Annotated in this window: 18 protein-coding genes and 2 pseudogenes; 13 read left to right on the top strand and 7 right to left on the bottom strand. The window is 56.6% G+C overall.

What is annotated here, in order from left to right:
- Nucleotides 1–46 precede the first annotated feature (46 nt).
- The 6 genes from ACSQ36_RS34660 to tssH form a co-directional block, all read right to left on the bottom strand.
- Entirely contained in the window at nt 47–529 is a 483-nt protein-coding gene (locus ACSQ36_RS34660; protein ID WP_436185557.1) for an Hcp family type VI secretion system effector, read from the bottom strand.
- A gap of 381 nt (nt 530–910) precedes the next feature.
- Nucleotides 911–1,402 carry a DUF3828 domain-containing protein gene (locus ACSQ36_RS34655; RefSeq protein ID WP_436185556.1) on the bottom strand — a complete coding sequence of 164 codons (492 nt, stop codon included), beginning with the start codon at nt 1,400–1,402 and terminating at the stop codon, nt 911–913.
- The gene (locus ACSQ36_RS34650; protein WP_436185555.1) at nt 1,402–1,797 is read right to left on the bottom strand and encodes a hypothetical protein; all 396 of its coding nucleotides are present in this window, start codon (nt 1,795–1,797) and stop codon (nt 1,402–1,404) included. The genes ACSQ36_RS34655 and ACSQ36_RS34650 overlap by 1 nt, the downstream gene beginning before the upstream one ends.
- 81 nt (nt 1,798–1,878) lie before the next feature.
- Nucleotides 1,879–3,372 carry a type VI secretion system contractile sheath large subunit gene (gene tssC, locus ACSQ36_RS34645; protein ID WP_436185554.1) on the bottom strand — a complete coding sequence of 498 codons (1,494 nt, stop codon included), beginning with the start codon at nt 3,370–3,372 and terminating at the stop codon, nt 1,879–1,881.
- Nucleotides 3,373–3,409: 37 nt separating this feature from the next.
- Nucleotides 3,410–3,946, bottom strand: a complete 537-nt coding sequence (gene tssB / locus ACSQ36_RS34640; RefSeq protein ID WP_436185553.1) for a type VI secretion system contractile sheath small subunit — start codon at nt 3,944–3,946, stop codon at nt 3,410–3,412.
- Between the two features lie 60 nt (nt 3,947–4,006).
- Nucleotides 4,007–6,700, bottom strand: a complete 2,694-nt coding sequence (gene tssH / locus ACSQ36_RS34635; RefSeq protein ID WP_436185552.1) for a type VI secretion system ATPase TssH — start codon at nt 6,698–6,700, stop codon at nt 4,007–4,009.
- 318 nt (nt 6,701–7,018) lie between these two features.
- Here tssH and ACSQ36_RS34630 point away from each other — a divergent pair, with 318 nt between their 5' ends.
- From ACSQ36_RS34630 to ACSQ36_RS34570, 13 genes and pseudogenes are all read left to right on the top strand, one after another.
- Nucleotides 7,019–7,642 carry a TagK domain-containing protein gene (locus ACSQ36_RS34630; RefSeq protein ID WP_436185551.1) on the top strand — a complete coding sequence of 208 codons (624 nt, stop codon included), beginning with the start codon at nt 7,019–7,021 and terminating at the stop codon, nt 7,640–7,642.
- On the top strand, nt 7,639–8,484 hold the full coding sequence (locus tag ACSQ36_RS34625) for a type VI secretion system accessory protein TagJ (protein WP_436185550.1): 846 nt from the start codon (nt 7,639–7,641) through the stop codon (nt 8,482–8,484). Before ACSQ36_RS34630 ends, ACSQ36_RS34625 begins: the two co-directional genes overlap by 4 nt.
- Nucleotides 8,471–9,028, top strand: coding sequence for a type VI secretion system baseplate subunit TssE (gene tssE / locus ACSQ36_RS34620; RefSeq protein ID WP_436185549.1), 558 nt, complete (start codon nt 8,471–8,473; stop codon nt 9,026–9,028). Before ACSQ36_RS34625 ends, tssE begins: the two co-directional genes overlap by 14 nt.
- Nucleotides 9,029–9,067: 39 nt before the next feature.
- Nucleotides 9,068–10,948 (top strand): annotated as a pseudogene (gene tssF / locus ACSQ36_RS34615) (type VI secretion system baseplate subunit TssF).
- A complete protein-coding gene (tssG, locus tag ACSQ36_RS34610) occupies nt 10,948–11,991 on the top strand; it encodes a type VI secretion system baseplate subunit TssG (protein WP_436185548.1) in 1,044 nt (347 codons plus the stop codon). The pseudogene tssF and the gene tssG overlap by 1 nt, the downstream one beginning before the upstream one ends.
- Nucleotides 11,992–12,006: 15 nt before the next feature.
- Nucleotides 12,007–13,125, top strand: a complete 1,119-nt coding sequence (locus ACSQ36_RS34605; RefSeq protein ID WP_436185547.1) for an ImpA family type VI secretion system protein — start codon at nt 12,007–12,009, stop codon at nt 13,123–13,125.
- Between the two features lie 243 nt (nt 13,126–13,368).
- Nucleotides 13,369–13,572 (top strand): annotated as a pseudogene (locus ACSQ36_RS34600) (hypothetical protein); the annotation flags it as partial.
- A 552-nt stretch (nt 13,573–14,124) separates the two neighbouring features.
- Nucleotides 14,125–16,812 (top strand): type VI secretion system Vgr family protein, encoded by a 2,688-nt coding sequence (locus ACSQ36_RS34595; protein ID WP_436185546.1) that lies wholly within the window; start codon nt 14,125–14,127, stop codon nt 16,810–16,812.
- Nucleotides 16,805–17,803 carry a hypothetical protein gene (locus tag ACSQ36_RS34590; RefSeq protein ID WP_436185545.1) on the top strand — a complete coding sequence of 333 codons (999 nt, stop codon included), beginning with the start codon at nt 16,805–16,807 and terminating at the stop codon, nt 17,801–17,803. Before ACSQ36_RS34595 ends, ACSQ36_RS34590 begins: the two co-directional genes overlap by 8 nt.
- Entirely contained in the window at nt 17,778–18,371 is a 594-nt protein-coding gene (locus tag ACSQ36_RS34585) for a hypothetical protein (RefSeq protein ID WP_436185544.1), read from the top strand. Before ACSQ36_RS34590 ends, ACSQ36_RS34585 begins: the two co-directional genes overlap by 26 nt.
- Before the next feature lie 574 nt (nt 18,372–18,945).
- Nucleotides 18,946–19,896 carry a hypothetical protein gene (locus ACSQ36_RS34580; RefSeq protein WP_436185543.1) on the top strand — a complete coding sequence of 317 codons (951 nt, stop codon included), beginning with the start codon at nt 18,946–18,948 and terminating at the stop codon, nt 19,894–19,896.
- A 167-nt stretch (nt 19,897–20,063) separates the two neighbouring features.
- Nucleotides 20,064–20,315 (top strand): PAAR domain-containing protein, encoded by a 252-nt coding sequence (locus ACSQ36_RS34575; protein ID WP_436185542.1) that lies wholly within the window; start codon nt 20,064–20,066, stop codon nt 20,313–20,315.
- An 817-nt stretch (nt 20,316–21,132) separates the two neighbouring features.
- Nucleotides 21,133–21,486 (top strand): DOPA 4,5-dioxygenase family protein, encoded by a 354-nt coding sequence (locus ACSQ36_RS34570; protein WP_436185541.1) that lies wholly within the window; start codon nt 21,133–21,135, stop codon nt 21,484–21,486.
- 26 nt (nt 21,487–21,512) lie between these two features.
- Here the strand turns inward: ACSQ36_RS34570 and ACSQ36_RS34565 are convergent, their stop codons facing one another.
- Entirely contained in the window at nt 21,513–22,430 is a 918-nt protein-coding gene (locus ACSQ36_RS34565; RefSeq protein ID WP_436185540.1) for an AraC family transcriptional regulator, read from the bottom strand.
- Nucleotides 22,431–22,712 lie beyond the last annotated feature (282 nt).

The following is a 22,712-nucleotide window of genomic DNA, read 5'->3' as shown; positions in this document are numbered from 1 at the left end:
TGAACTGCGCCCACTGCACGCGGTTCGCACCGCGTGCATGAAGTGCTTACGCTTCCTTGTTGCCCTTGATGTCGTAGCTCGCCGTCACTGCGCCGCCGCTACCACCTTGAGCGTTCTGAACGACGTATTCCTGCTTCACTTTCGAAAAGGAAATATGAACTTGCTCGCGCATCCGCTCGTCGCCGCTGCTGCCCGAAGGTTGAACCTTCGTCACGATCACATCGCTCATCGTGATCTTGAGATATTCGAGCGGATTTCCGCCCGCTTTGCGGGCAACAAGCGTCGCCTCATTGATGTGCTTGCCCGTCAGGCAATACTTCATCAGGTTAGGGCTCGCCCGATCGACGTAGTGTTCGAACGCCAGATCATCCACAGTCGCCTTGCCAGCACCACCGCCCGAACCAGCGTGCATGTTCGATTCCTGGGAAATGCGCCAGCCCCAGTTCATGACCTCGATTTCATTCTTATGCGCCGAATCCTGCGACTCGCCGTCGATGCCATTGATTTTCAGAAAAATATCTTGTGCCATTTAAAGCTCCTTCGTGGTTAAGACGGGTACAACGAATGTCCAAGTCGCCTTGACAATCAAACTTGGCTCTAATTCATCGCCAACAACCTGCATGTCATTCATGCGTCGGTGAACTCTCTCCTACTTGATCCAGCGCGCCTAGGCATCCGGCGCACTCGAACGAATTGCTTTCTTTCCTGATTCCGAGTTACCGATGACAACGATCTCTCCTTGCCGTTCACGCCTGACGCCCGTTGCTTGTGCACGCGCAAGGCATGCGCTTCTCCACGTGTGGAAGTCTTTCGTGGTGACTTGACGACTATCGCAACCGCGACGTTTACCTGGCGCATAAGCTGTACGCTTCGTGCACGGTTCGTCTGATGTCCGCTAGAGACCGTCTCCTCATTGGGTTTTATCCGCGTACTCCTGAATCTCCGCTCTCAAAGCACGCCGAAGACTGGGCTGGTTTCCCTCCCGAATATCGTCGATGCGCCATCCTCCGCCTGACCACACAAGGCTGAATGTCACCTCGTGCCTGGAGCCGAGGTTCTCAAATGACACAGTGCCAGCCGCCTTAAGACGCGCGAGCATCGTGACTGCAACTCCGGTCGTCTTGAGATCGAAATCCTGGCATCGGCAAAGTGGGTCCATGTCGAGTACCCCGGCCTCGCCACGCAGTACGCGTTGGTCCCGTTTAATCAGCTTGACTAATGACGGGGACACGATCGCGTTGCTCCCAACGCCAGAAAATCGTGGGGGGGTACCGTCTTTCGTATAGGTTGCGTATATACCGGTGAGGAATTGCCTCGCTGAATCGACACTTTGTGCGAACGCAGACTGCGCGCCGAGCACAGCCCATGCGACCAGGATGGCTCTGAAAATGTTCGCACGCATCACTGTTCCGACTGTGACCGGAATACTTGGAAAGCGGGCTTATGTTTGCGGTAACCGGGTCCGCTCCACATATCCGCCTGTTTGAAATCTGACACCCATTGGTTGCCGTTGTACATCGTTATATGGCCAGCCGAACTACCTCCCGAATACGGTTGGATCACCGCGATATCGCCCTTGCGTGGCAGATACATGTCGTTGCTTGTGACACGTACAAAACCGTTTGAGAGGAGCGTTTGCCCATAATCCTTCGCGTCGGCTGGATACCGACTCAATGCGACACCGCCCGCGGCAAGCGCGTGCCGTATTGCCCGGGCACAATAGTGGTTTGGGTGCGAAGAGCTGTGATTGTTCAGGTGAGCTACTGCCGCATTAATGTCAAAACTTCCATCAGACATGTCATCTCCTTCAGGTCGAAGCCAACACGCAGTTAGCTAAACGTGCCCGCCGCTTAACGAAACGGGCGCCTTTTTTAACAATCAGGCCGCAACCTTGATCGACGGCAGCTTCGCGACAAGACGCAACGAAACCGTCAGGCCTTCCAGCTGGAAGTGCGGACGCAGAAAGAACTTTGCCTGGTAGTAGCCGGGGTTCCCTTCAACATCCTCGACCAGCACTTCGGCTGCCGCGAGCGGACGACGCGCCTTGGTCTCTTGCGACGAGTTCGCCGGATCGGCGTCGACGTAATTCATGATCCATTCGTTGAGCCAACGCTGCATGTCCTCGCGCTCTTTGAACGCGCCGATCTTGTCGCGCACGATGCACTTGAGGTAATGGGCAAAACGCGAACACGCAAAGAGGTACGGCAGACGCGCGGATAGATTCGCATTCGCTGTCGCATCGGCGTCGTGATACTCGGCCGGCTTTTGCATGGACTGCGCGCCGATAAACGTCGCGTGGTCCGTGTTCTTGCGGTGAATCAACGGGATGAAACCGTTGCGGGCAAGTTCGGCTTCGCGCCTGTCCGAGATAGCGATCTCGGTCGGACACTTCATATCTATGCCACCGTCGTCGGTCGGAAAGCTATGGCAAGGCAGGTTTTCAACCGTGCCGCCTGACTCCACACCACGAATCAATGTGCACCAACCATACAGCTTGAATGAGCGGTTGATGTTGACGCCCATCGCATAAGCCGCGTTTGCCCACGCGTAATGACGATGATCGGAGCCGTTCGTATCTTCCTCGAAGTCGAACTCATCCACCGGGTTGGTCTTAGCGCCATACGGAAGGCGCGACAGAAACCGCGGCATCGCTAAGCCGATATAACGTGCGTCTTCGGTGCTGCGCAGCGAATTCCACGGAGCATATTCGAGGTTCTGCGCGAAGATCTTGGTCAGGTCGCGCGGATTGGCGAGTTCCTGCCACGATTCCATTTGCAGTACTGAAGGCGATGCGCCAGAAATAAACGGCGTATGCGAGGCTGCGGATACCTTCGCGATCGAAGCGAGCAAATCGACGTCAGGCGGTGTGTGGTCGAAGTAATAATCGGCGACCAGGCAACCGTAGGGCTCCCCGCCCAACTGGCCGTATTCTTCTTCATAAATTTGCTTGAAGAGCGGACTCTGATCCCATGCCGCACCCTTGTAGCGTTTCATTGTGCGCCGCAATTCTTCCTTCGACACATCCATGAAGCGAATCTTCAGCTTCTCGTCGGTCTCGGAATTCGACACGAGATGGTGCAGGCCGCGCCAGGCGGATTCCAACTTTTGGAAGTCCCCGTGATGCACGATCAGGTTGATCTGCTGCGACAACTTGTGATCGATCTCGGCAATGATTGCCTCGATACTTTTGTAGGCATCGTCACTGATCGTGATCGATTGCTGCAGAGCTTGCTCGGCCAACGTCCTGACCGCGAACTCGACGGCTTCTCGCGCCTGTTCCGTCTTCGGCTTGAATTCCTGCGCGAGCAGGTGCGTGAAGTCACTGTAGGTCTGTGTGCCGGTGGCTTCAACCTGTGCTGCTTGCTTTGCCATATTGATTCCTGGTTACGCGTGTTGTCGGAGAGTTCGATTAGATCGATTCGGCTGTATCGTGAGTGCCGTTTGTTGCTTGTGGCTTGGCCGAAGCCGCGAGCGCTTTCAGCAACGTCGGATCCTGGAGTAGCTTGTTCACCAGGCCTTCGGCGCCGGACTTTCCATCCATATAAGTCTGGAGGTTCGCGAGTTGGGTACGCGCTTCGAGCATTTGGGCGAGCGAATCCACTTTGCGCGCCACAGCAGCAGGCGAAAAGTCCTCGATACTCTCGAACGTCATGTCGACCATCAAATGACCTTCGCCCGTCAACGTGTTGGGCACGCCAAATGAAACGCGCGGCTTGATGGCCTTCATGCGTTCGTCGAAATTGTCGATGTCAATGTCCAGGAACTTTCGATCGGCTACGGCCGGTAGCGCTTCAGTCGGCTTGCCTGACAGATCGGCAAGCACGCCCATGACAAATGGCAGCTCGACCTTCTTTTCAGACCCATAGACTTCGACGTCGTATTCGATCTGTACGCGAGGCGCGCGATTGCGGCCGATAAATTTCTGTGAACTGTTGGCAACGGACATGCTTGACTCCTGAGCGGGGCGAATGAGACTGCAATAGAGGAAATAGCCAGCCGTGATCGATTAGTCGATCGGCACGGCGTGAAGGGACGCCGACTTGGTGACGCTGTGGAAGACCAGGCTGCCTCCTTCTTCGGGCCCGGCGGTAGCGACAGTGATCTCTATACGCGTCAGAGGATTTTTTGTAGAAAACGCGTCGAACCACAGTGCCGAGAGCCTGGGCAGAACGTGCTGCTCGATGAAGCCAATCAGCACGCGCGCTCCGGTCTCTTGGACCAGGCATCGCTCTACGATGTGATCGACCACACTGTCAGCGAAAGTAAGTGCGATTCCGTGCGTATCGGCCATGCGCTTGACTACACGGTTCAGGTGCAGTCGCACGATGCTGGCGAGGGTATCGTGAGCAAGCGGCAGATACGGCACGACGGCCAAGCGCCCGAGAAACGCGGCGGGAAATACCTTTAGAAGTTCCGGTGCAAGCGCACTACGCAGGCCTTCGATATCGGGCATCAAAGCAGGATCGGCACACAGGGCCGATGTCAATTCGGCACCAACGTTGCTAGTGAGCAAGATCGTTGTGTTTCGAAAGTCGATGAGCCGTCCGTCTGCGTCTTCCATTCGGCCCTTATCGAACGCCTGGAAGAACATTTCCAGTACGTCCGCGTGCGCTTTCTCGATTTCGTCGAGGAGCACCACCGAATATGGACGGCGACGCACTGCTTCGGTTAGTACACCCCCTTCGCCGTATCCGACGTAGCCCGGAGGCGCGCCCTTGAGACCCGATACGGTATGCGCTTCCTGATACTCACTCATGTTGATTGTGATCAGGTTCTGCTCACCGCCATAGAGCGCTTCCGCGAGCGCCAGCGCGGTTTCCGTCTTGCCGACGCCGGACGGCCCGGCTAACAGGAACACACCAACGGGTTTTTCGGGATCCGTCAGCCCCGTACGGGCGGTCTGGACGCGCTCGCAGATCAAACGCAAGGCATCGCCCTGCCCAATGACGCGATTTGCCAACGTAGCTGGCAGCGTCATCACGGCGGCTACTTCATCAGTCATCATCCGACCGGCGGGAATACCGGTCCAGTCAGACACAATGCTGGCCACGATTGTCGCGTCAACGTCGGGAAAGACGAGTGGCGTGTCGGCCTGGAGTTCGCTCAGCGCATTTTTGAGTTCGCGTAAGGTCTCGACCGAGACTTCCGCCTCGGCCACTTCATGCTCAGATGCAGGACTGCGGGCATGCAGCAACGATTGCGCAGCTGTAACCTGTGTACGCCAGCGCGCCTCTATCTCACTGGCCTCGACAGTCAACGCCTCAATCCTCGCTTGCGCCAGCTCAAGCGACGTTGTTACCTCCACGCCAATGCGCGACTCACGTTTAAGCAGGTCGCGCTCGACCTGTACGGCCTGCAGTCGCTGCTGAACCTGCTGCAATTCACCCGGCGGTGCATGTTGCGATAGCGCGACTCGAGCACATGCCGTATCCAGCAGACTGATCGCCTTGTCGGGCAATTGCCGGGAGGGAATGTAGCGATGAGACAGCGTGACAGCCGCGCGAATAGCCTCGTCGAGAATCTCGACGCCATGATGCTTCGCAAACGTTGGAGCGAGGCCACGTACCATATCGATTGCGGCGGCTTCCTCCGGCTCCATGACTTGCAGCACCTGGAAGCGGCGGGTCAATGCCGGATCCTTCTCTATGTGGCGCTTGAATTCGGACCACGTCGTGGCGCCGATCATTCGGATCGTACCGCGAGCCAGCGCAGGCTTCAGCAGGTTCGCCGCATCGCCGGTACCGGCTTGGCCGCCTGCGCCGATCAACGTATGGATCTCGTCCACAAAGAGGATGACCGGCGTGGGCGACTTAGCCGCAGCTTCAAGCAAGCCTTTCAGCCGCGATTCGAATTCACCTTTCATGCTGGCGCCGGCCAGCAGTGCGCCCACATCCAGGCTCATCAAACGCACGTTGGTGAGCTTTGGGGGCACGGAGCCGCTCGCGATCGCGAGCGCTAAGCCTTCGACGACAGCGGTTTTGCCAACGCCGGCTTCGCCCGTCAGCAACGGATTGTTTTGCCGACGGCGCAGTAGGACGTCGATCATTGTTCGGATTTCAAGCTCACGACCAACAACAGGGTCAATGCTGCCATCGCGGGCACGTGATGTGAGATCGGTACAGAACTGCGCCAGCGGCGACCCCTTGGCCGCTGATGACAGCGCGCCAGATGCTTCGCCTGGGACAGCTGGAGAAAAATCGGTGCCATCGTAAGGCGCATCCGATGATTCCGGCGAGCCGTCGATCCAAGCGGGCAAAGCTTGGTCCAGACCGTCAACTGGGATCTCTTGGAAGGCTGGCGAGATCCCGAGCAAGATGCGCCGCAATTCGGGCGTCTTCACGAGGGCGGCTAGAAGCCATGCACCACGAACGCGATTGTCTTCAAAGCTGAGCGTGGCGAACACCCAGGCACGCTCGATCGCCATTTCAATGTGATGCGAGAAGTCGCTGATCGAACTGGCACCCGCCGGTAACGTAGCAAGCGAGCGGGCCAAGTCGCGTTGCAGCACAGCCATATCGATGTCGCAATGGTGCAGGATGCGATGGAGGTCGCTATCGGGCAGCTGAGCAAGCTGGTGTATCCAGTGCACCAGCTCGACGTACGGGTTGCCTCGCAGCTTGCAGAACGCGGTCGCCGATTCAACGCTCTTAAAAAGACTGCTCCCGAGTTTCCCGAATAAGGCGTGCCGCGTGATTGTCATATTTCTTCTAATTTCGTTCGCCGGAATAATCGTAATGATTGCCTCTCTTTTCAAATATATCTGTACGATCGTCTTTTTGTAAAGCGTTACGCTTTATTTTTAGCCGTAAAGGTTTTTCGAGGAAACCCTCGATCAATAATAGGAACTATCTGATTTCAATAGCCGGTGCGTCGTGATAAATCCTTGTGGCGCGAAGCGTTGAGCCATTGTAGAAGGCAGTGAGGGTGTAATCGCGACATGTCTTGACGAATGCGATGAAGCACGGACTTATTGCTTATTTTGGGATAAAAGAAAATGAGACGAACAGCGGGAAAGATAATGTCTGATTGGCTTTCTCCAGAGAGAAAACGCATTAATGAGATAATCAAGACAACCCGAAAAACTGAACCGAAGATTATCCAGGCCGCGCGAATTGCTCAGCGTTCGCCTATTGACGCACGTTCATCATCGTGCCCGGACCACGAAGCCAGCTCAAATGCGATCTTTGACCTCATTGGGACGGTCGGTAACGCGAGCCATAGGGAACCGGCCAAGGTCGGCGCCAACGATGTGATCGGCTCGCTTTACGACCAGTATTGCCGGGCGCTCGACGACCCACAGGCCGTATTCTCGGGTGACTGGAGCGCTCCCGCTGCGATCGAGCACGCGTCATTGAGCGACCCGAAGCCTTTATCGCGCGAGCGTACCGAATCGATCGAGACCATCTTGTGCGGGATGCGCGGTATCGAAATGGTGTTCGGGAAGCTTGAAAAAGAGAATTCGCCCCCGGCAGCAATCGTGGAGCCCGTGCCGGAAATCCTCCAGCTTTTTGCGCCACCCGAATTCAAGGCCCGGGGTCCCCGGCTTCCTTCGGCACTGGTGCGCCGCGAGCATCATGCCTCCGGAATCGACAGCCCGCTTCTCGCGCCCCACGTTCTCTCCGAATCGAAGGCCGTCATATGACTGACCCTACTCGGCAAACTGGAAACGTGAATCGCGATACTCCGCTCGCGACGCGGCTTGCGGATACCGAGGCAAAGGTGCGCGCCTATCCCGCCCAGGTTCAGCATAGATGGGAACTGTTTCAGTTGCTCTGCGTCCTCGGACAATGGGCGCGTGCGATCCAGCAATTACAGGTTTGCGCTACGCAGCAACCGGACCAGATTGCAATGGCGCACGCTTGCCGGGACTTGATTCGTGCAGAACGCTCGCGTAGCCGAGTTTTTGCGGGCGAACAACCGCCGGGTTTTGTGTTCGAGCCATTACCCTGGATGCAGGGGCTCGTCGAGTCAATACGGCTTTCGGCTCATGGCGAGATCGAAGCCGCGGATCACGTGCGCGAAGCTGCACTTGACAATGCGAAGACGGTCCGAGTGCGTTTCCCTCACGGCGAGGCCGAGTGGATCAGCGACAGCGATTCGCGGCTCGGCCCTGTGTGTGAAGTCATTACGGCAAGGGAGTATCGATGGCTGCCCCTAGCGGACATCGCTAAATGGCACGTTGAGCGACCGGCGACTCTGCTGGGACTCATATGGGCGCCTTGCACGCTGACGCTTCTTGACGGCAGCACAGTGCGTGGTTTCCTGCCAGCGCGCTATCCCATGTCTGAGGACGATGACGACGCACTGCGCCTCGGTCGGCGTACCGCGTGGCGCGAAGTTGGACGCACCGCGGTGATCGGCATGGGTCAGAAGACGTGGGCCACCAGCGCCGGCGACTTCAGCGTGTTCGAACTGGCCTCTTGCGAATTCACCATGAGCGGGTGGAGCGAATCACCAAAGGATGAAGCCCATGCGCTCAGTTAAGGATGGCCGCTTAGCCAGTGGCGGGACCTCAGTCAGCGCACCACGTCGTGCCAATACTTACCTGCTACCGACACTACTGGACCGGTTAAGGGACGACGCTCCACAACGAGAGACGGAAGCGCTCGGCGAGTTTGCGGTCACCCGAGCGCAGATGCGCGATATCTTGCAACGGGACCTCGCCTTTCTCCTGAATACGACCAGCATCGAGGATCAAATCGACCGGGTTCGGTATCCGGAAGTGGCTGCATCGACGGTGAATTTTGGTGTGCCACCGCTCGCTGGGCAGTACCTGGCCTCACGTAAGTGGGACGATCTCGAGACGGTGATCAAGCGCGCCATCAACGAGTTCGAACCACGGCTGATGCCGGACTCGCTTGCCGTCGTGCCGCTCTTCAAGCAAGACGCCGAGAACCACTACAACGTGCTCATGTTCGAAGTGCGCGGGATGATCCACATGGATCCCTATCCGCTTGAGTTTCTCGTACAAAGCTCGATCGATCTCGAAACAAGCCGCATGAACGTCGCTAACGCTCGCGCGACGTGATCCGTCAGACCCCGTAACACATCACAATAAGACCTACGCATGGACCCGCGACTGCTCGATTACTACAATCAAGAACTGATTTACATGCGCGAAATGGCAGGCGAATTCGCGCAATTTCACCCGAAGATTGCCCGACGTCTGGGCATGCAGGCAGGCGAGGTCGCAGACCCGTATGTTGAGCGGATCATTGAATCGTTCTGCTTCATGTCGGCACGCATGCAGATCAAGCTGGATGCCGAATTTCCGCGCTTTACCGAGCGGCTTCTCGAAGTCATCTATCCAAACTACGTCGCGCCTACCCCGTCGATGGCCGTTGCCCGACTCTTTCCGAGCCCGAGCGAAGGCAATCTGGTGGAGGGTTTTCGGATTGAACGCGGGTCCGCGTTCACCGCTCGGGTGCCCGACGGCGAACGAACTGCGTGCCAGTTCCGAAGCGGTCAGGACGTGACGCTTTATCCGCTGGAAATCGTCGATGCACGCCTGACCGGTATTCCGCCGGACATTCCATCGCTTGACCGCTACGTGCCAGCCGATGTCCAGGTGCGTGGTGCGCTGCGTCTTCGTCTGCGCATGACCGGCGACGCAAACATAGCCGACCTGAAAGGGCTTGACCGGTTGCCGATTTATCTCGCTGGCGACGAACAAGTTGCGTCTCACCTGTTTGAACTGGTGCATACGGCCGGTATTGCATCACTCACCGGGGCGCCTGGGGAACTCGGGCGCGTTTTGCATGCGGTGACGTCGAACGCGGTGGTTCACGAAGGGCTCGGGACAGACCAAGGACTGCTGCCGCTCACCTGGTCGAGCTTTCATGGGCACAACTTGCTACACGAGTATTTCGCGTGCCCAAGCCGGTTCTATTTCTTTGCGTTGACGGGGCTGGAAGCGGGCTTGCGGCGTATTTCCGCTAGGGAGGCCGAGATCGTCATCCTGCTGGACAGGGCGCCCGACAAATTCGCCAATCTTGTCGACGCGTCGAAGTTCGCACTCTTTTGCACACCCGTCGTCAATCTATTCCGGCGGCCAACCGATCGTATCGAGCTGTCGGCGGCCGAGACTGAGTTTCACGTGGTTCCGTCCCGCCTGCACCCGCTCGACTATGAAGTCTTTGCCATCGACGATATGGTGGGGCAAGTAGCCTTGACCAGCGCTACACTGCCATTCCGACCGCTGTACCAGACGCTCAACAACGACGAGGGCAACTATGGGAGGTATTTTTCGCTCCGTCGAGAACGCCGGCTGACATCCGACTCGGCGCGCCGTTATGGCACGCGTACGCCCTATGTCGGCACGGAGACGTTCGTGTCCCTGGTCGATCAGAATGAAGCACCCTACGCCGAAGCGATCCGCTATCTCTCCGTTGTCGCTTGGCTCACGAATCGTGATTTGCCAAGCCTTGTACCTCGCAATGGCATGTCCGATCTGACGGTGTCAGTGTCAGCGCCGCTTGATGGCATCCGATTGATAAGAGCGCCGAGTGCGCCCAAGGCGCCGTACGCCGAACGTGACATGGCCTGGCGCTTGATCCGGCAGCTCAACTTCAACTATCTGCCTCTGGGGGATCTGGATCATCGCGCGGGCGGGCAAGGGCTGCGCGACCTGTTGCGCCTGTTTCTGACCGGAGAAGACGAGTCGCAGTAGCGACAGGTCCAAAGTCTTGTCGGTGTGAAGACCAAGCCGGTGACGCGTCGGCTGCCCGGTGGCGGCCCGCTCGTCTACGGACGAGGCATCGAGTGTTCACTGACCGTCGACGAGAGCGGCTTCTCCGGTACCAGTCCGTATTTGTTCGGTCTGGTCCTCGAACATTATCTGGCCCGTCACGTATCGATCAACTCATTCACGCAGACCGAACTGCACTCCATGCAGCGCGGACGTGTTGCGCGCTGGCCGGTGCGCATGGGCACGAGAGGTGCGGCGTAATGGATCGGGCCTCATTCACGGCGCTGGTGCGCGATACAGTGCTTTCGCCTGAGCTGCTTGACAATCTGCGCACTCAACCCTGGCGTTACGGCTTCCTGAGTTTGCTGAGGCGGCTGGGTGCCGACTCAAGGATTCCGGCGATCGGGTGGGCGCGACGTCCCCAGGCCGAACCCTTTCGGTTGGGGCAGCAGCCGAGCCTGGCCTTTGCGCCTCGTGAAATCGCCGAAGTGGGCGAGCTCGACGGGCGTCTCAGGGTGCGGCTCTTCGGACTTGGCATGCTCGGGCCCAACGGTCCCTTACCGATTCACGTCACGGAAATCGCACGGGATCGCAAGGAGAATCGCTTAGACAGCACGCTCGTCGATTTCCTTGATATGTTCCATCACAGGTACCTGACGTTCTTCTACCGCGCATGGTCGTCCTCGCAGGCGGCCGCAGGACTCGATCGTTCAAATGACGAGCGCTTCTCCTTTTACGTCACGAGCCTATTTGGACAGGATACCCAAGAGATACAGGAGCGTAGGTTACCGGCTCACGCGCGTATCTCGGCCTCGGCTCACTTGGTGCGCGAGGCTCGCAACCCCGACGGTCTGCGCGCCACGCTTGCACAGTTTTTTGGTGTGCCGGTGTCCATTGATGAATATATATGGCACTGGATCGAGGTTGACCCGGCTGAACACAGCAGACTGGGCAAACCCGGCTCACCGTCCGTGCTGTCTGTTGGTGCGATGCTGGGCGAGCAGGTGCCGGATCGGCAGCACAAGTTTCATATCGTTATCGGTCCGCTCGATATCGACGAGTACTTACGCTTTACGCCCCAGGGCGCTGATCTTCCATTGCTGGTGGAATGGGTACGAGCCTTCGTCGGCTACGAATTCGTCTGGGAACTCGTTCTACGCCTCAAGGCGCAGAGTGCGCCACCCGCAGTGATTGGCGGACCTGAACGGCTAGGCTGGTCCGCATGGCTCGGTCAGTCCCCGACTGGCGAGCCAATCACCGGAATGCGCTTCGAGCCCGAGCAGCACGCGCTGATCACACACTAGCGGATTGATGACACCATGACCCCGAAAAAACAAACGGCCGCAAAATCGCGGCCGCAAGAAGTAGTGAGCCATGACTGGTGCGCCCCCGTCTCGGCCGATGCGCCCTGCGGTATCGACCTAGAATACGACCCGGAGTATGTGGTCATGTCCGCTCGGTCCACTGCACAGCCCGATGCGCAGTATGGCAACTTTGTGGGATCGGCCGATCCAGTCAACTGGAGCGATATCGACCGCGATTGCCGCAGGCTGATGCTGCGCACCAAGGATATCCGTATCGCGGTGCTGTTCACGCGTTGTCGTACACGCCTTGGCGGGGCGGCCGGCCTTGGCGAAGGGATCGTCCTCCTTGCGCGCTTGCTCGACATGTATCCCGATGCCATTCATCCGCAACTGGCCGTGGATAGTGATCGCGATGCGGCGCTCGAGATTCGCGCCAACACGCTGCAGGCACTCACGGACACCGAAGGATTGCTGTCGGATCTGCGAGAGGTGCCACTCGCCAAATCGACTGCGGTGCGGTTGCAGGTTCGGGATGTCGAGCGCGCGTTTGCTAGGCCTCGACCGGCCGATGCGCTGGCGCCGGACTCGGTCACGCAGCAACTGGACGCGTTACGCGAACAGAATCCCGCGTCGCTCGCGGGGTTCGATCAGGCGCTGGCAAGTCTCGGGACCATTACGACATGGTGCGAGTTGCACCTGGGTTCCTTTGCACCGGACTTGTCCGCGCTAGCCAAGTTGCTAGGGCTGCTTGCGCGGCCAATAGACAGGTTAGACAGCCCTCTTGTCGATAATGCGCTCCAGGACGACGCGTATGATGAGACGGCGAAAATCGACGCAAGCGAACCCCAGACGGAGGCCGTCAAGGAACATCCTGAGGGGCCAACGCTGCCTGACGAACTTGCGGAACCCATCGAGTCCGTTCAATCCGTACGAAGTCCCCGCGCACCTCTGCCCGATCGGAAGGCGGCACTGGAAAAGATGCGGCAAGCACGGTTGTGGTTTGATACTCATGAACCCAGTAGTCCAATTCCGGTGCTGCTCAAGCAGGCGGAACGACTCGTGGGTGCGCGATACGCGGACATCTTGCAGGCGATTCCACCAGACTTGCTCGCGCAATGGGATACCGAAGCGTGACGGCGACATTTGAGACGTGGTCCGCTGGCGGCTCTGCCGCGCGCGGGAAAGATAGTGTGATCGACAGATGAAAACGGATTTCAAGCCCAAGAGCCCACGGTACTTCGAGGTCCACTCCCCGCACATTACGGAGAAGACGCGTTGGCACCTTCACGGCGCCGCGTCCGAGTTCGAAACTCACGCCCGAACTCCCGCTCGCCTACGCGCAACAAATGCTCAGTGCTCTGAGGAAGGTCTCAGCTGTATCGCCTCACTCAGGACAAGCCCGTGTTCGTCTACAAGCAGATTGCGGCCGGGAGCATCGAGGAAAAGATCCTCGCCCTGCAGGAGAAAAATGCGACGCTGACAGATAGCATCCCGTCAGAAGGAACAAACAGCACAGCGAAATTTTCCGTGGATGACCTTGATGCGTTGTTCGAAGCGATTTCTGAGATTTCGCCAGCTAAAGAGGCTTGGTTCTGTGATCGACTGGAGTTGAATGTCGCAGAGTACCTAAAGCGAACGACTCCCACACCATAGTGCGTACCGGTCCATCGTGCACGGCGGTTCGGATCGGTTGCCCAGCCATGGGGACAATCGATGGGAGTCCGATCGATCGAAAGTAACGATGAGATGGCGAAATGTTGCGCGGGGGCTGGCACTGTGCGGAGAACTCTCCGTCTGGACAGCAACCGCGTCCGTTTTTCGGTCATATTAGTCATATTTTGTCGAATATCGAATTTTGTGAGAGTTAAATACTCCGAATCATTTGCGCCTCATTTTTCAAACTCGTATGATTGTGAATTGTAAGATGATTGTTCGGGCTGCTTGACAGTAGCCGGATAGTTGCCTGCGCTGAGTCGCAGGTTCCATCGACCGCTTTCTGATGGCAAGAAGACGCATAAATGAAAGCGAACACGACGATCGCGACATGGCACACCTGCGCGAGCCTACAGACCTCGCCGGCAAGCCCCTTTGGGATGGCCGGAATTTCCCTCCTTACGTAACTCCTCATCCTCCATGTTCAATCCACTTCAATCGCGCACGCTGAGTATTTCTGGCGCAGCACTGCCCACCTGGGGCGGTGGCCCGGTACTGAGCCCCACGCGACTCTCAGGCACGGAAAAGCTCGGCAAGCTCTACGAATACACGGTCGAGGTGATGACGGTTGAAAGCCTCACCTTTCGCGTGTGGCAGGCAAAGGAGCTCGTGTCCCCCGAGGCGCTGGTGGGCAAGGAACTCGCCATTTCCATCGAATATGAAGGCAAGGGAACGTTCATTCCTGGCTTGCCAGGCAATACGGGGCTAGGCAATATCGGCGCGGGCACACGCGAGATCAACGGGCTCATTACCGAGGTGCGCTGTACGGGGGCGGACGACCGCCACGTGTATTACCAGTTCACCGTGCGCCCTTGGCTCTGGCTCGCCTCGCTTAACCTCGAAAACCGTATCTTCCAGAATCAGAATGTGGTGGAGGTCAGCGAATCGATCCTGAAAGAAAAAGGCTATCCGTTCCTCTACGAACTGCGCCTGGCTGCCCCCGGCTTCAAGGGGACGTATCCGAAGCGGGACTATATCCGTCAGTGCCAGGAATCTGATTTCCAGTTCTTGAGCCGGTTGTGGCGTGAGTGGGGACTGACGTTCTTCATGGATGGCGCCACGCTCGTGCTGTGCGACTCGTCCGGCTCACACAGGCGCCACGGCCCGGCCTACGAAACGATTTCGTACTACGCGCCCGATGCCAAGCGCATTGATGAGGAACACATCCACACGCTGGCCGTCTCGCGCGAGTTGACCGCCGGCGCCGTCACCCTCACCGACTATGACTACACGCGCTCGCGTGCGAATCTTGCCGCAAGCGTGAACGACGCCAGCGACATGTCGTTTGACAACATAGAACACTATGGCTGGGGGGATTACTCGCAACCGCGCACGGGCACGATGGGCCTCTCGGGCGAGCCGAACAATGTCCAGCGTGAAGCCGAACACCTCGCGAGCGTGCGCCTGGATGCCGAGCGTTGCCGTCGCCTGCGCGCACGCGGCAAGGGCAACCTGCGGGGACTTGTGACGGGGTGCACGTTCCACCTTGAGAACCATCCGGTCAAACAGGCGAACGCCGAATATCTGGTGGTCTCCACCACGCTCGATATCCGCAATGTTGATGAGACCAGCCGCGCGTCCGGACCCACTGCGAAATACCTGTGCGAAACGCAGTTCGTGCTGCAACCGGCCAACACGTTCTTCAAGAACCGGCTGAAAAAGCGGCCTCGGTGCGCAGGTGAGACGGCGATGGTGGTGGGCCCCAAGGATCAGCCCATGTGGGTTGACGGCTATGCCCGAGTGAAAATTCAATTCGTCTGGGACCGCTTGGGCAACAACGACCAGAACTCCAGTTGCTGGGTGCGGGTGTCCTCACCGTGGCAGGGCAACGGGTACGGCACGATCTACCTGCCCAGAATCGGCCAGGAGATTGCCGTCAGCTATCAGGATGACGATCCGGACAGGCCCTATGTGTCCGACCGGATGGTGAACCAGTTCAACCAGCCGCCGTGGGTGCTGCCGGGTAACCAGGCGCTGTCGGGGACACGCACTCAAGAAATCGCGGGCGCGATGTCCAACAGCGTGGTAGCGGACGACACGACCGGCAAGCCTCAGGTGCAGGTGACGAGCGACTACGCGAACTCGCGGCTGGTGCTGGGCTACAACACGCGCATTGTGGGCAACTCGGGGCGCAAGGAAGCGCGTGGCGAAGGCGTGGAACTCGCGACCGATGCGGAGGCGGTCATGCGTGCGGGAGGAGGCATGCTGATCACCACCGAGGCGCGCCATGGCGCAGATGCACCGGTCAAGGACATGGGCGAGACGGCGCAACGTCTGACGCAAGCTCGCGAGCAGCATGAAGACTTGGCGAAGCTTGCGCAGCAGCACAAGGCCCAGCAGAGCGGAGCGGACCAGAACGATGCCACCCAGGCCATCAAGACGCAAAACGATGCAATTAAGGGCGGCGCCGGCACGGACGACAACCTGTTTCCGCAACTCGCAAGGCCCGACATGGTGTTCGCCAGCGCCGCCGGGTTCGGATTCACTGCAGCGCAAAGCACGCACTTGGCGAGCCAACAGGATTTAGCGATCACGACCGGCCGCGATGTGAGTATTTCGTCGGGCCGCTCCTTCCTTGCGTCGGTCAGGGGTGCGGTGTCGATCTTCGCCTACAAGCTCGGCGTGAAGCTCATTGCCGCGCAGGGCAAGCTCGAGGTGCAGGCCCAGAGTGACGCCATGGAACTGACCGCGCTCAAGGACGTGACCATTACGAGCACGGACGGCAAGGTCATCATCACCGCCGCAAAGGAGATCTGGATCGGTTCCGGTGGCTCGTACATCAAAATCAACGCCGAGGGAATCGAGAACGGCACGCCAGGCAGCATCCTCGAGAAATGCGCTTCGTGGAACAAACCCGGTCCGGCATCTATGAGTATGCCGATACCTCTCTTGCCCACCAGCGGCATCAGCCAATATCACGAACAGTTCAGACTGGTAGATGAAGATCAATCGACCCCGCTGGCGAACCATTACTACGTTATCGAGGGCGAGTCTGGGCAAAAATGGACCGGGCACACGGACGCGCAGGGGCGTACCGAGCGCGTTTATACGGACAAGCCAGAAAAATTATCGATAACGTTTCATAGAGAGACTGAGCAAGATGCCTAAAAAGAAGCACCATCATCACGTCAAACATGCTGCGCAAACAAATAGCCAACAAGATTCGCTAGTCAAGGTTACGGTGACTAATGATGCTGGCACCTGGGTAAAACCGAATTCTGGAGACAAATTTTACATTGACGAACATGCCACATTTCCATCGATAATATTTGAAATTCAGACGGACGTCGCGCCACCGTACGAATGGCAGTGGAAAATCGAATGGAATGCCCATGTAAGTGGATTGAAGGAACGAATCCGAACCGGTCGAAAGTTGGAAACATTTTCAGAGCGATCAGGAGCGTTTTCGAGCAATAGCAAACTGTGGGAGGCGGATTTAAATCAAAAGACTATTGGTGGAAAATTAACTGTAACCGTGAAAGCCGGCGACGTTGACTTTAGGCGAACGGTCGTCATTCTTGGAAAAAATCCTGCCGAAGAGGACGTGACGGCATTTCTTTCTACAATACCCAACACTACTGGCTTTGACAAATTGATTGGGCAGGAAAGTAAGTTCAAGAATTTTATTAATGCAGATGAGGAGCCTGTTGTCGCTGGCGATGCTGGTTATGGCATGACGCAATTAACGACACCATCGCCGAATTACCAACAGATATGGAGTTGGAAAGAAAATGTCCGCGCAGGCGCTCATTTATTTCAGCAAAAGCAGGCGTCAGCAAAAAAATACTTGAGCCAAAGTGGCAGGCATTACACGGATGATCAGCTAGCGATGGAAACTATCAGCCGATGGAATGGTGGCGGATACCATACCTGGAATCCGCAATCTCAGTCGTGGGAAAGAAATCCCACCATGCTTTGCGACCCTAAGACCGGAAATATCGGCTGGGATATTAGTGACCCAGCAAACTCCGAAAAATCAGCCGATCAACTCCATGATCGTGACGTCCATCAATACCCCAAAATGAAAGCAGGGCAAGGTTCCGATCACCCTTGGAAATACAGTGGAGTTTGCTATGCAGACCATGTTGCGAACGATTAAGCGAATATTCCTGGCCGGCGTGCTTGGGGGCGCCTGTAGTCCTTTGATAGCCATGCAGCCATTGCCCGTGTCTGTCGAAATCTCTGATGGTCGGATTGTTACTGTGCGAGAGAATCATCTGTACGTTCAGGAGCAGGACGCACGAATTTCGTACACTATTCAATTGCCAAACACCCTGCGGCATGAACTCGCCAGCGCGTCGGGAGTTGCTTTTCCAGAATCTCACTCATTGTTGGTTGATGGGAACGAATATATTCTATTTATTGTAGATCATTCATCCGGGCAGCCACCAGAGGGGTATTGCGGGGCAGGGAATGAAGGTGAGCTATACGCACTTCAAATTACAGGCACATTGGCTAAAGTGAAATTTTCTAAGCTCGTGCAGAGTTGCCTAAAAAACATCGAACTTTCTTCCGATGGAACGACGTCGCCATATCGTTCGGTGGCGTGGAATAAAACACCTGTAGGGATAAGCATCGCGTGGATGAGCGATTCATTCGGGCGAACTATTACCCGGTTGTATCAATTAAATCATGGTCAGTTTAATGAAATCCCCGTCGCAAAATAGCGTATTGGATAAGTGCCCGCGCTGAGTTGCGTGTTCCAATGGCTGGTTTTTGATGGCAGGGAGGTACATAAAAATGAAAGTGAACACACCCGTGGAATGGCTCGCGAGGCGAGCGACCACGGCGGTAAGCTCTTTGGGGATGGCCCGGATTTCATCCTCAACGACGCATCGCTTCCTGATTGCATCGTAATTTCCTCTTTACATGACTCGTTATCCACTCACTCGGGACGCCAAAGGGCACGTTCTTCCTGTTACCGTCCATGCGGGCGACATCATTGGGGAAACAGGATGTACTGGCAATGCCAAAGGAATGGATACCATCATAGAAGGCGCTCACCTCCATTTTGAGGTCCGGCAGCGAGCTACATTCAAATGTACGGGATTGACTAACCGGGTTGATCCGCTGCCTTTTATAAAGAACTGCACTAATCGATAGTGTCGAGGCGCGAAATATGGATCAGCAACTACCGATGGAAGACCCGCACTTCCATTGGTAAGCCAGTAAACCAAATTAGTCTCTGACTCGACCGCACCGATCATGTCTGTGTTAGGTATTTTTGTTAAAGGTAAATTCATGAAAAGTGTTAGAAATATTATTTTCTCCTGCGTGGCTTTTCTTTTCATGTCGGCACCTTTTACCCGAGTCTATGCGATTGAAACCATAGTTTCGGCATCGAACAATTCTTGCTATAAAGAGGTATTCCGGAAGAAAACTGGAAATACAACCTGGGTTGTCAGCACTTGCGAACGAACCGGTCAGTCCTGGAATGCTAGCGACAACGAGACCTTTTGGGTAAGGTTTGACGACGGAAGAACTGGAACTAAGGAAATGCATATCGTGCAGCCCGATGCCGATGGAATCAGCAATATAAATTACAGTCTGGTGGCACCATTAACGCTCGTAGTTGACTTGCAGAGCGAACGTGGCGGGACGGCTTTTTTTATTCATCCTGTAAGCGGTAAAAGAACTATGGCGTCTCAAAAGTTCGATTACAGATCGGATGACGAGACCGGATTGAGCGTAAAACAAAACGGTGATGTAGTCTATGCCACGACAAAGTTAGATAATGTTGAATTCTCGATCGACTCCGCCGGTAACCTACACGCGAGGCGAAAGAATGAAATAGATGCGGATCGGAATGCACCGCCAACAGAGTGCGAGAAAAACGAAAAGACGAAAGATGGAACGAAAAATTCTTACAAGATCACTCTCGGAAAGAGCAGCGAGGGGATATTCTCCATCGTTTATAGCGGTTCAAGTATATCTGGCCTTGAAGGCGGCGCTTATTTCTGCGACCTAAAGATTTTTAAATCCGATAAAAACGTGAAATTTTCAAAATCCGGCAATAGTACAATTGTTACGTTTGGCGATGATAGGAAATCGATTATCACGGTAGATGAGATAAATAGGGGGTTTACGACTACGTTCGACAACATCGATCAGTCTTTTTATTGCGGGGCGGGTGCTCAAATACCGGTTAAAATGATCGCCACCTCCAACAATAAATGCTTGGTTCAGTTTTAAATAGCACGGCGGAGAAGCTCGCAAAACGTCTCGGCCAATGCGTCGTGACTAAGATGCAGCCGTAGCATGAAACGATATCTAAAATGAGAAAGATTTTAATCAGCTAAGTCAGGCGGACACGTCGTGTGTCCGAAAACAATTGTCGTTGATATAGGCAGAGTAGCTTTATGATTGACTTAATCCGCTTGAGTGATACGACCGACCACGGTGGCAATGTCATTACCGCTTCAACAACGGTGTGTTTTGATGATCTGTTCGTTGCCCGCAAGGGTGACGAGGTATCGTGTCCGCTGCATCCTGAGATCAAGCCAAATCTCATCATCGAAGGCGATGAGTCCCTGTGTGATGAAGGAATCCCCATCGCGCGCCACGGACACCGGGCTACGTGCGGTTGCCGCTTGATTTCGAGCCTGGTGTGACCTGCGATGGCGCTGCTATGTTTCCTGTCACCGATTGACGCATATATCGAAGGCTTGCTGCGGGCGAGACCCGGCATGCGGTATCACGTCACCGAGGCGTGGGCTTCGCACGAGGGCTATTTTCTGAGGGTACAGGGCCTGCTAATGGCGGTTCTGCATCTCGCGTGGGTAGGTCAGTCTGGACAGGGCTGCTGCGCCCGAGCTGCAGGCCCTGTAGTGGTCTGCTATCCTCGGACAGGTCGATAGGCAGACTATGCCGAATCGATGAGGAAAAACAGTAAATGACATGACGGCGCCGACAATTTAACGCCAGCTGTCGCTGGGTGGCCCAGCACGACGCGGAGCGCGCCGGCGCCCCTGGAGTGGGCCGGCCGCTGACGGTGGAGCAGCAGCGCATCCGGCAACTCGAAGCGGAGCACCGGCAATTGCGAGAGGTTAAAACGCTGCTAAAAAAGTTTCGGCCTTCTTTGCACGGGAACCGAAGTGAGTTACCGCGTGGTAATTCATTTGCAACACGAGGCCGTATCAGTCAGTGACGCTTGTCGGGTTTTGCAGGTGAGCCATTTCGAGTCGAACTACAATCGAATCCCAACGATCCAGATTGCGGAAAGCTTAGCGCGTTGATGACCCTATTGGTCGACTAATGCGGCGGCAACTTTGAGCCAATGAGCGATTATGCCGGTGCACACGGAAAACTTAGTTTAAGATTTCCCGAACAGCAACCGATAAAACTCAATAGAATATTCAGCTAATGAGGTCTACCGTGCCCGCCAGCAAACCCGAGCCCCTCCACCGGCGCGAGCAAACCCACCCCTCCATGACCCTCCTCACCACCTCGTCCATTCAAACCTGGCATGCCCACATCTACTTCGACGCCGCCACCCGCGATGCCGCCTGGCAATTCCGCGAGGAGATCGCGACCCGTTTCGGCGATGCACTGCAACTCGGCCGGTTCCACGAGAAGCCCGTCGGCCCGCATCCAAAATGGTCCTACCAGCTCGCTTTCGAGCGCACGCAATTTGCCGATATCGTGGAGTGGCTGACGCTGAACCACGGTGCGCTAGACGTTTTCCTCCATCCAAATACCGGTGATTCGTTGTGGGACCATCGCGACGCGGCGGTGTGGATCGGCCATTCGCACAAGCTGGTGCTCGACAACTTCATGGCGTGACTAAAGCGTAAACCCGTCCGTCCGACTCACGACCCACGCCCTTGCCTGAACCCACCCGGCCCAACCCCATACGTGTCTTTAAACTTCTTGCTGAACGCCGATTCCGACTGGTAACCAACATTGTCTGCAATCTCGGCGATGCTCTTCGATGTACGCGTCAGCAAAGTCCGCGCAAGCTGCATGCGGATGCGGGTGAGCAGGGTCATCGGCGAGTCTTCGGTGAGTGCGCTGAACGTCCGCATGTAGGTGGCGCGTGACATTGCCGATTGCTGCGCCAGCATGTCGATCGTCCATCGTTCAGCGGGCCGTTCCAGCATGGCAATCACCGATGTCCCAAGCCGCGGATGTGCGAGCAGCGCGAGTACATCGGTGGTGGATGGCTGCTGTTCAAGATGCGCCCGCAGCAACAGGGTGAACAGCGCGGTAGAGAGCGCTGACACGATGGAATATGCCCCGGGCGCCGCCTCGCTCGCCTCCTTGCGCATCATGCCGACCATGCGCGTGAGGTCGCGGACATCGGCGCGGGCGAAGGACATTTTCACGAGATCCGGCAGCACGTCGATAAGTAATGCATTCGCCGCGTAGTTAAAGCGGCCGCATAACAAATCGAGGCTCGCGGCATTGGGCCCGCAATTCGAGCGGACGGTCACCGCGCCGTTATGGCGGCTCTCCATCTCACCATGCTCGCGGCCGTTAGCTAGTTCCACTCCCTGGAGCACGTGGGCATCGCCGCGCGGCAACATGACAATATCGCCAGTTTCCAGCAGCACGTCCGCTTTCCCGCGGAATTTGAGGAGGCAACTTCCTTCCAGTACCACGTGGTACACCGCTTCGCTCGGTGGAGCGGGCGGATGATCCCGCTCCCACTGCCCGCTTAGAAGGCAGCGCAGGTCGAGCGCGCCTTGCAGGCGGGATAACTGGATCAGTCGGTCGAGTGCGTCCATGGTTGAGCGGAGAGGGGCAAGTAGCAAGGCATCAACAGCGGCAGCGGCTTAGCGAGCTTACCGGAGAAAAGAGCCCGCGATGATCGGCTGAAGTTTGTGGGCACACCGCTTCCTTTACGCAATTCGTCTGCAATGAAACCCGGGCAATGAGACGAACGAGCATCTATTCGAGCCGGTCCGGCATGGAGATTCAGCGCTCCGAGGTCTACATTTACGTCATGGCGGGGGCAGGATTGGATCGAAACGAACCCGCTCTCTCGGCATAGTGCGATTCCTCCCATA

Source organism: Caballeronia sp. LjRoot34 (genome assembly GCF_964253815.1).
Lineage (GTDB): Bacteria > Pseudomonadota > Gammaproteobacteria > Burkholderiales > Burkholderiaceae > Caballeronia.
The sequence above is the reverse complement of the archived record's forward strand: the minus strand, read 5'-3'. Positions and strand labels throughout refer to the sequence as shown.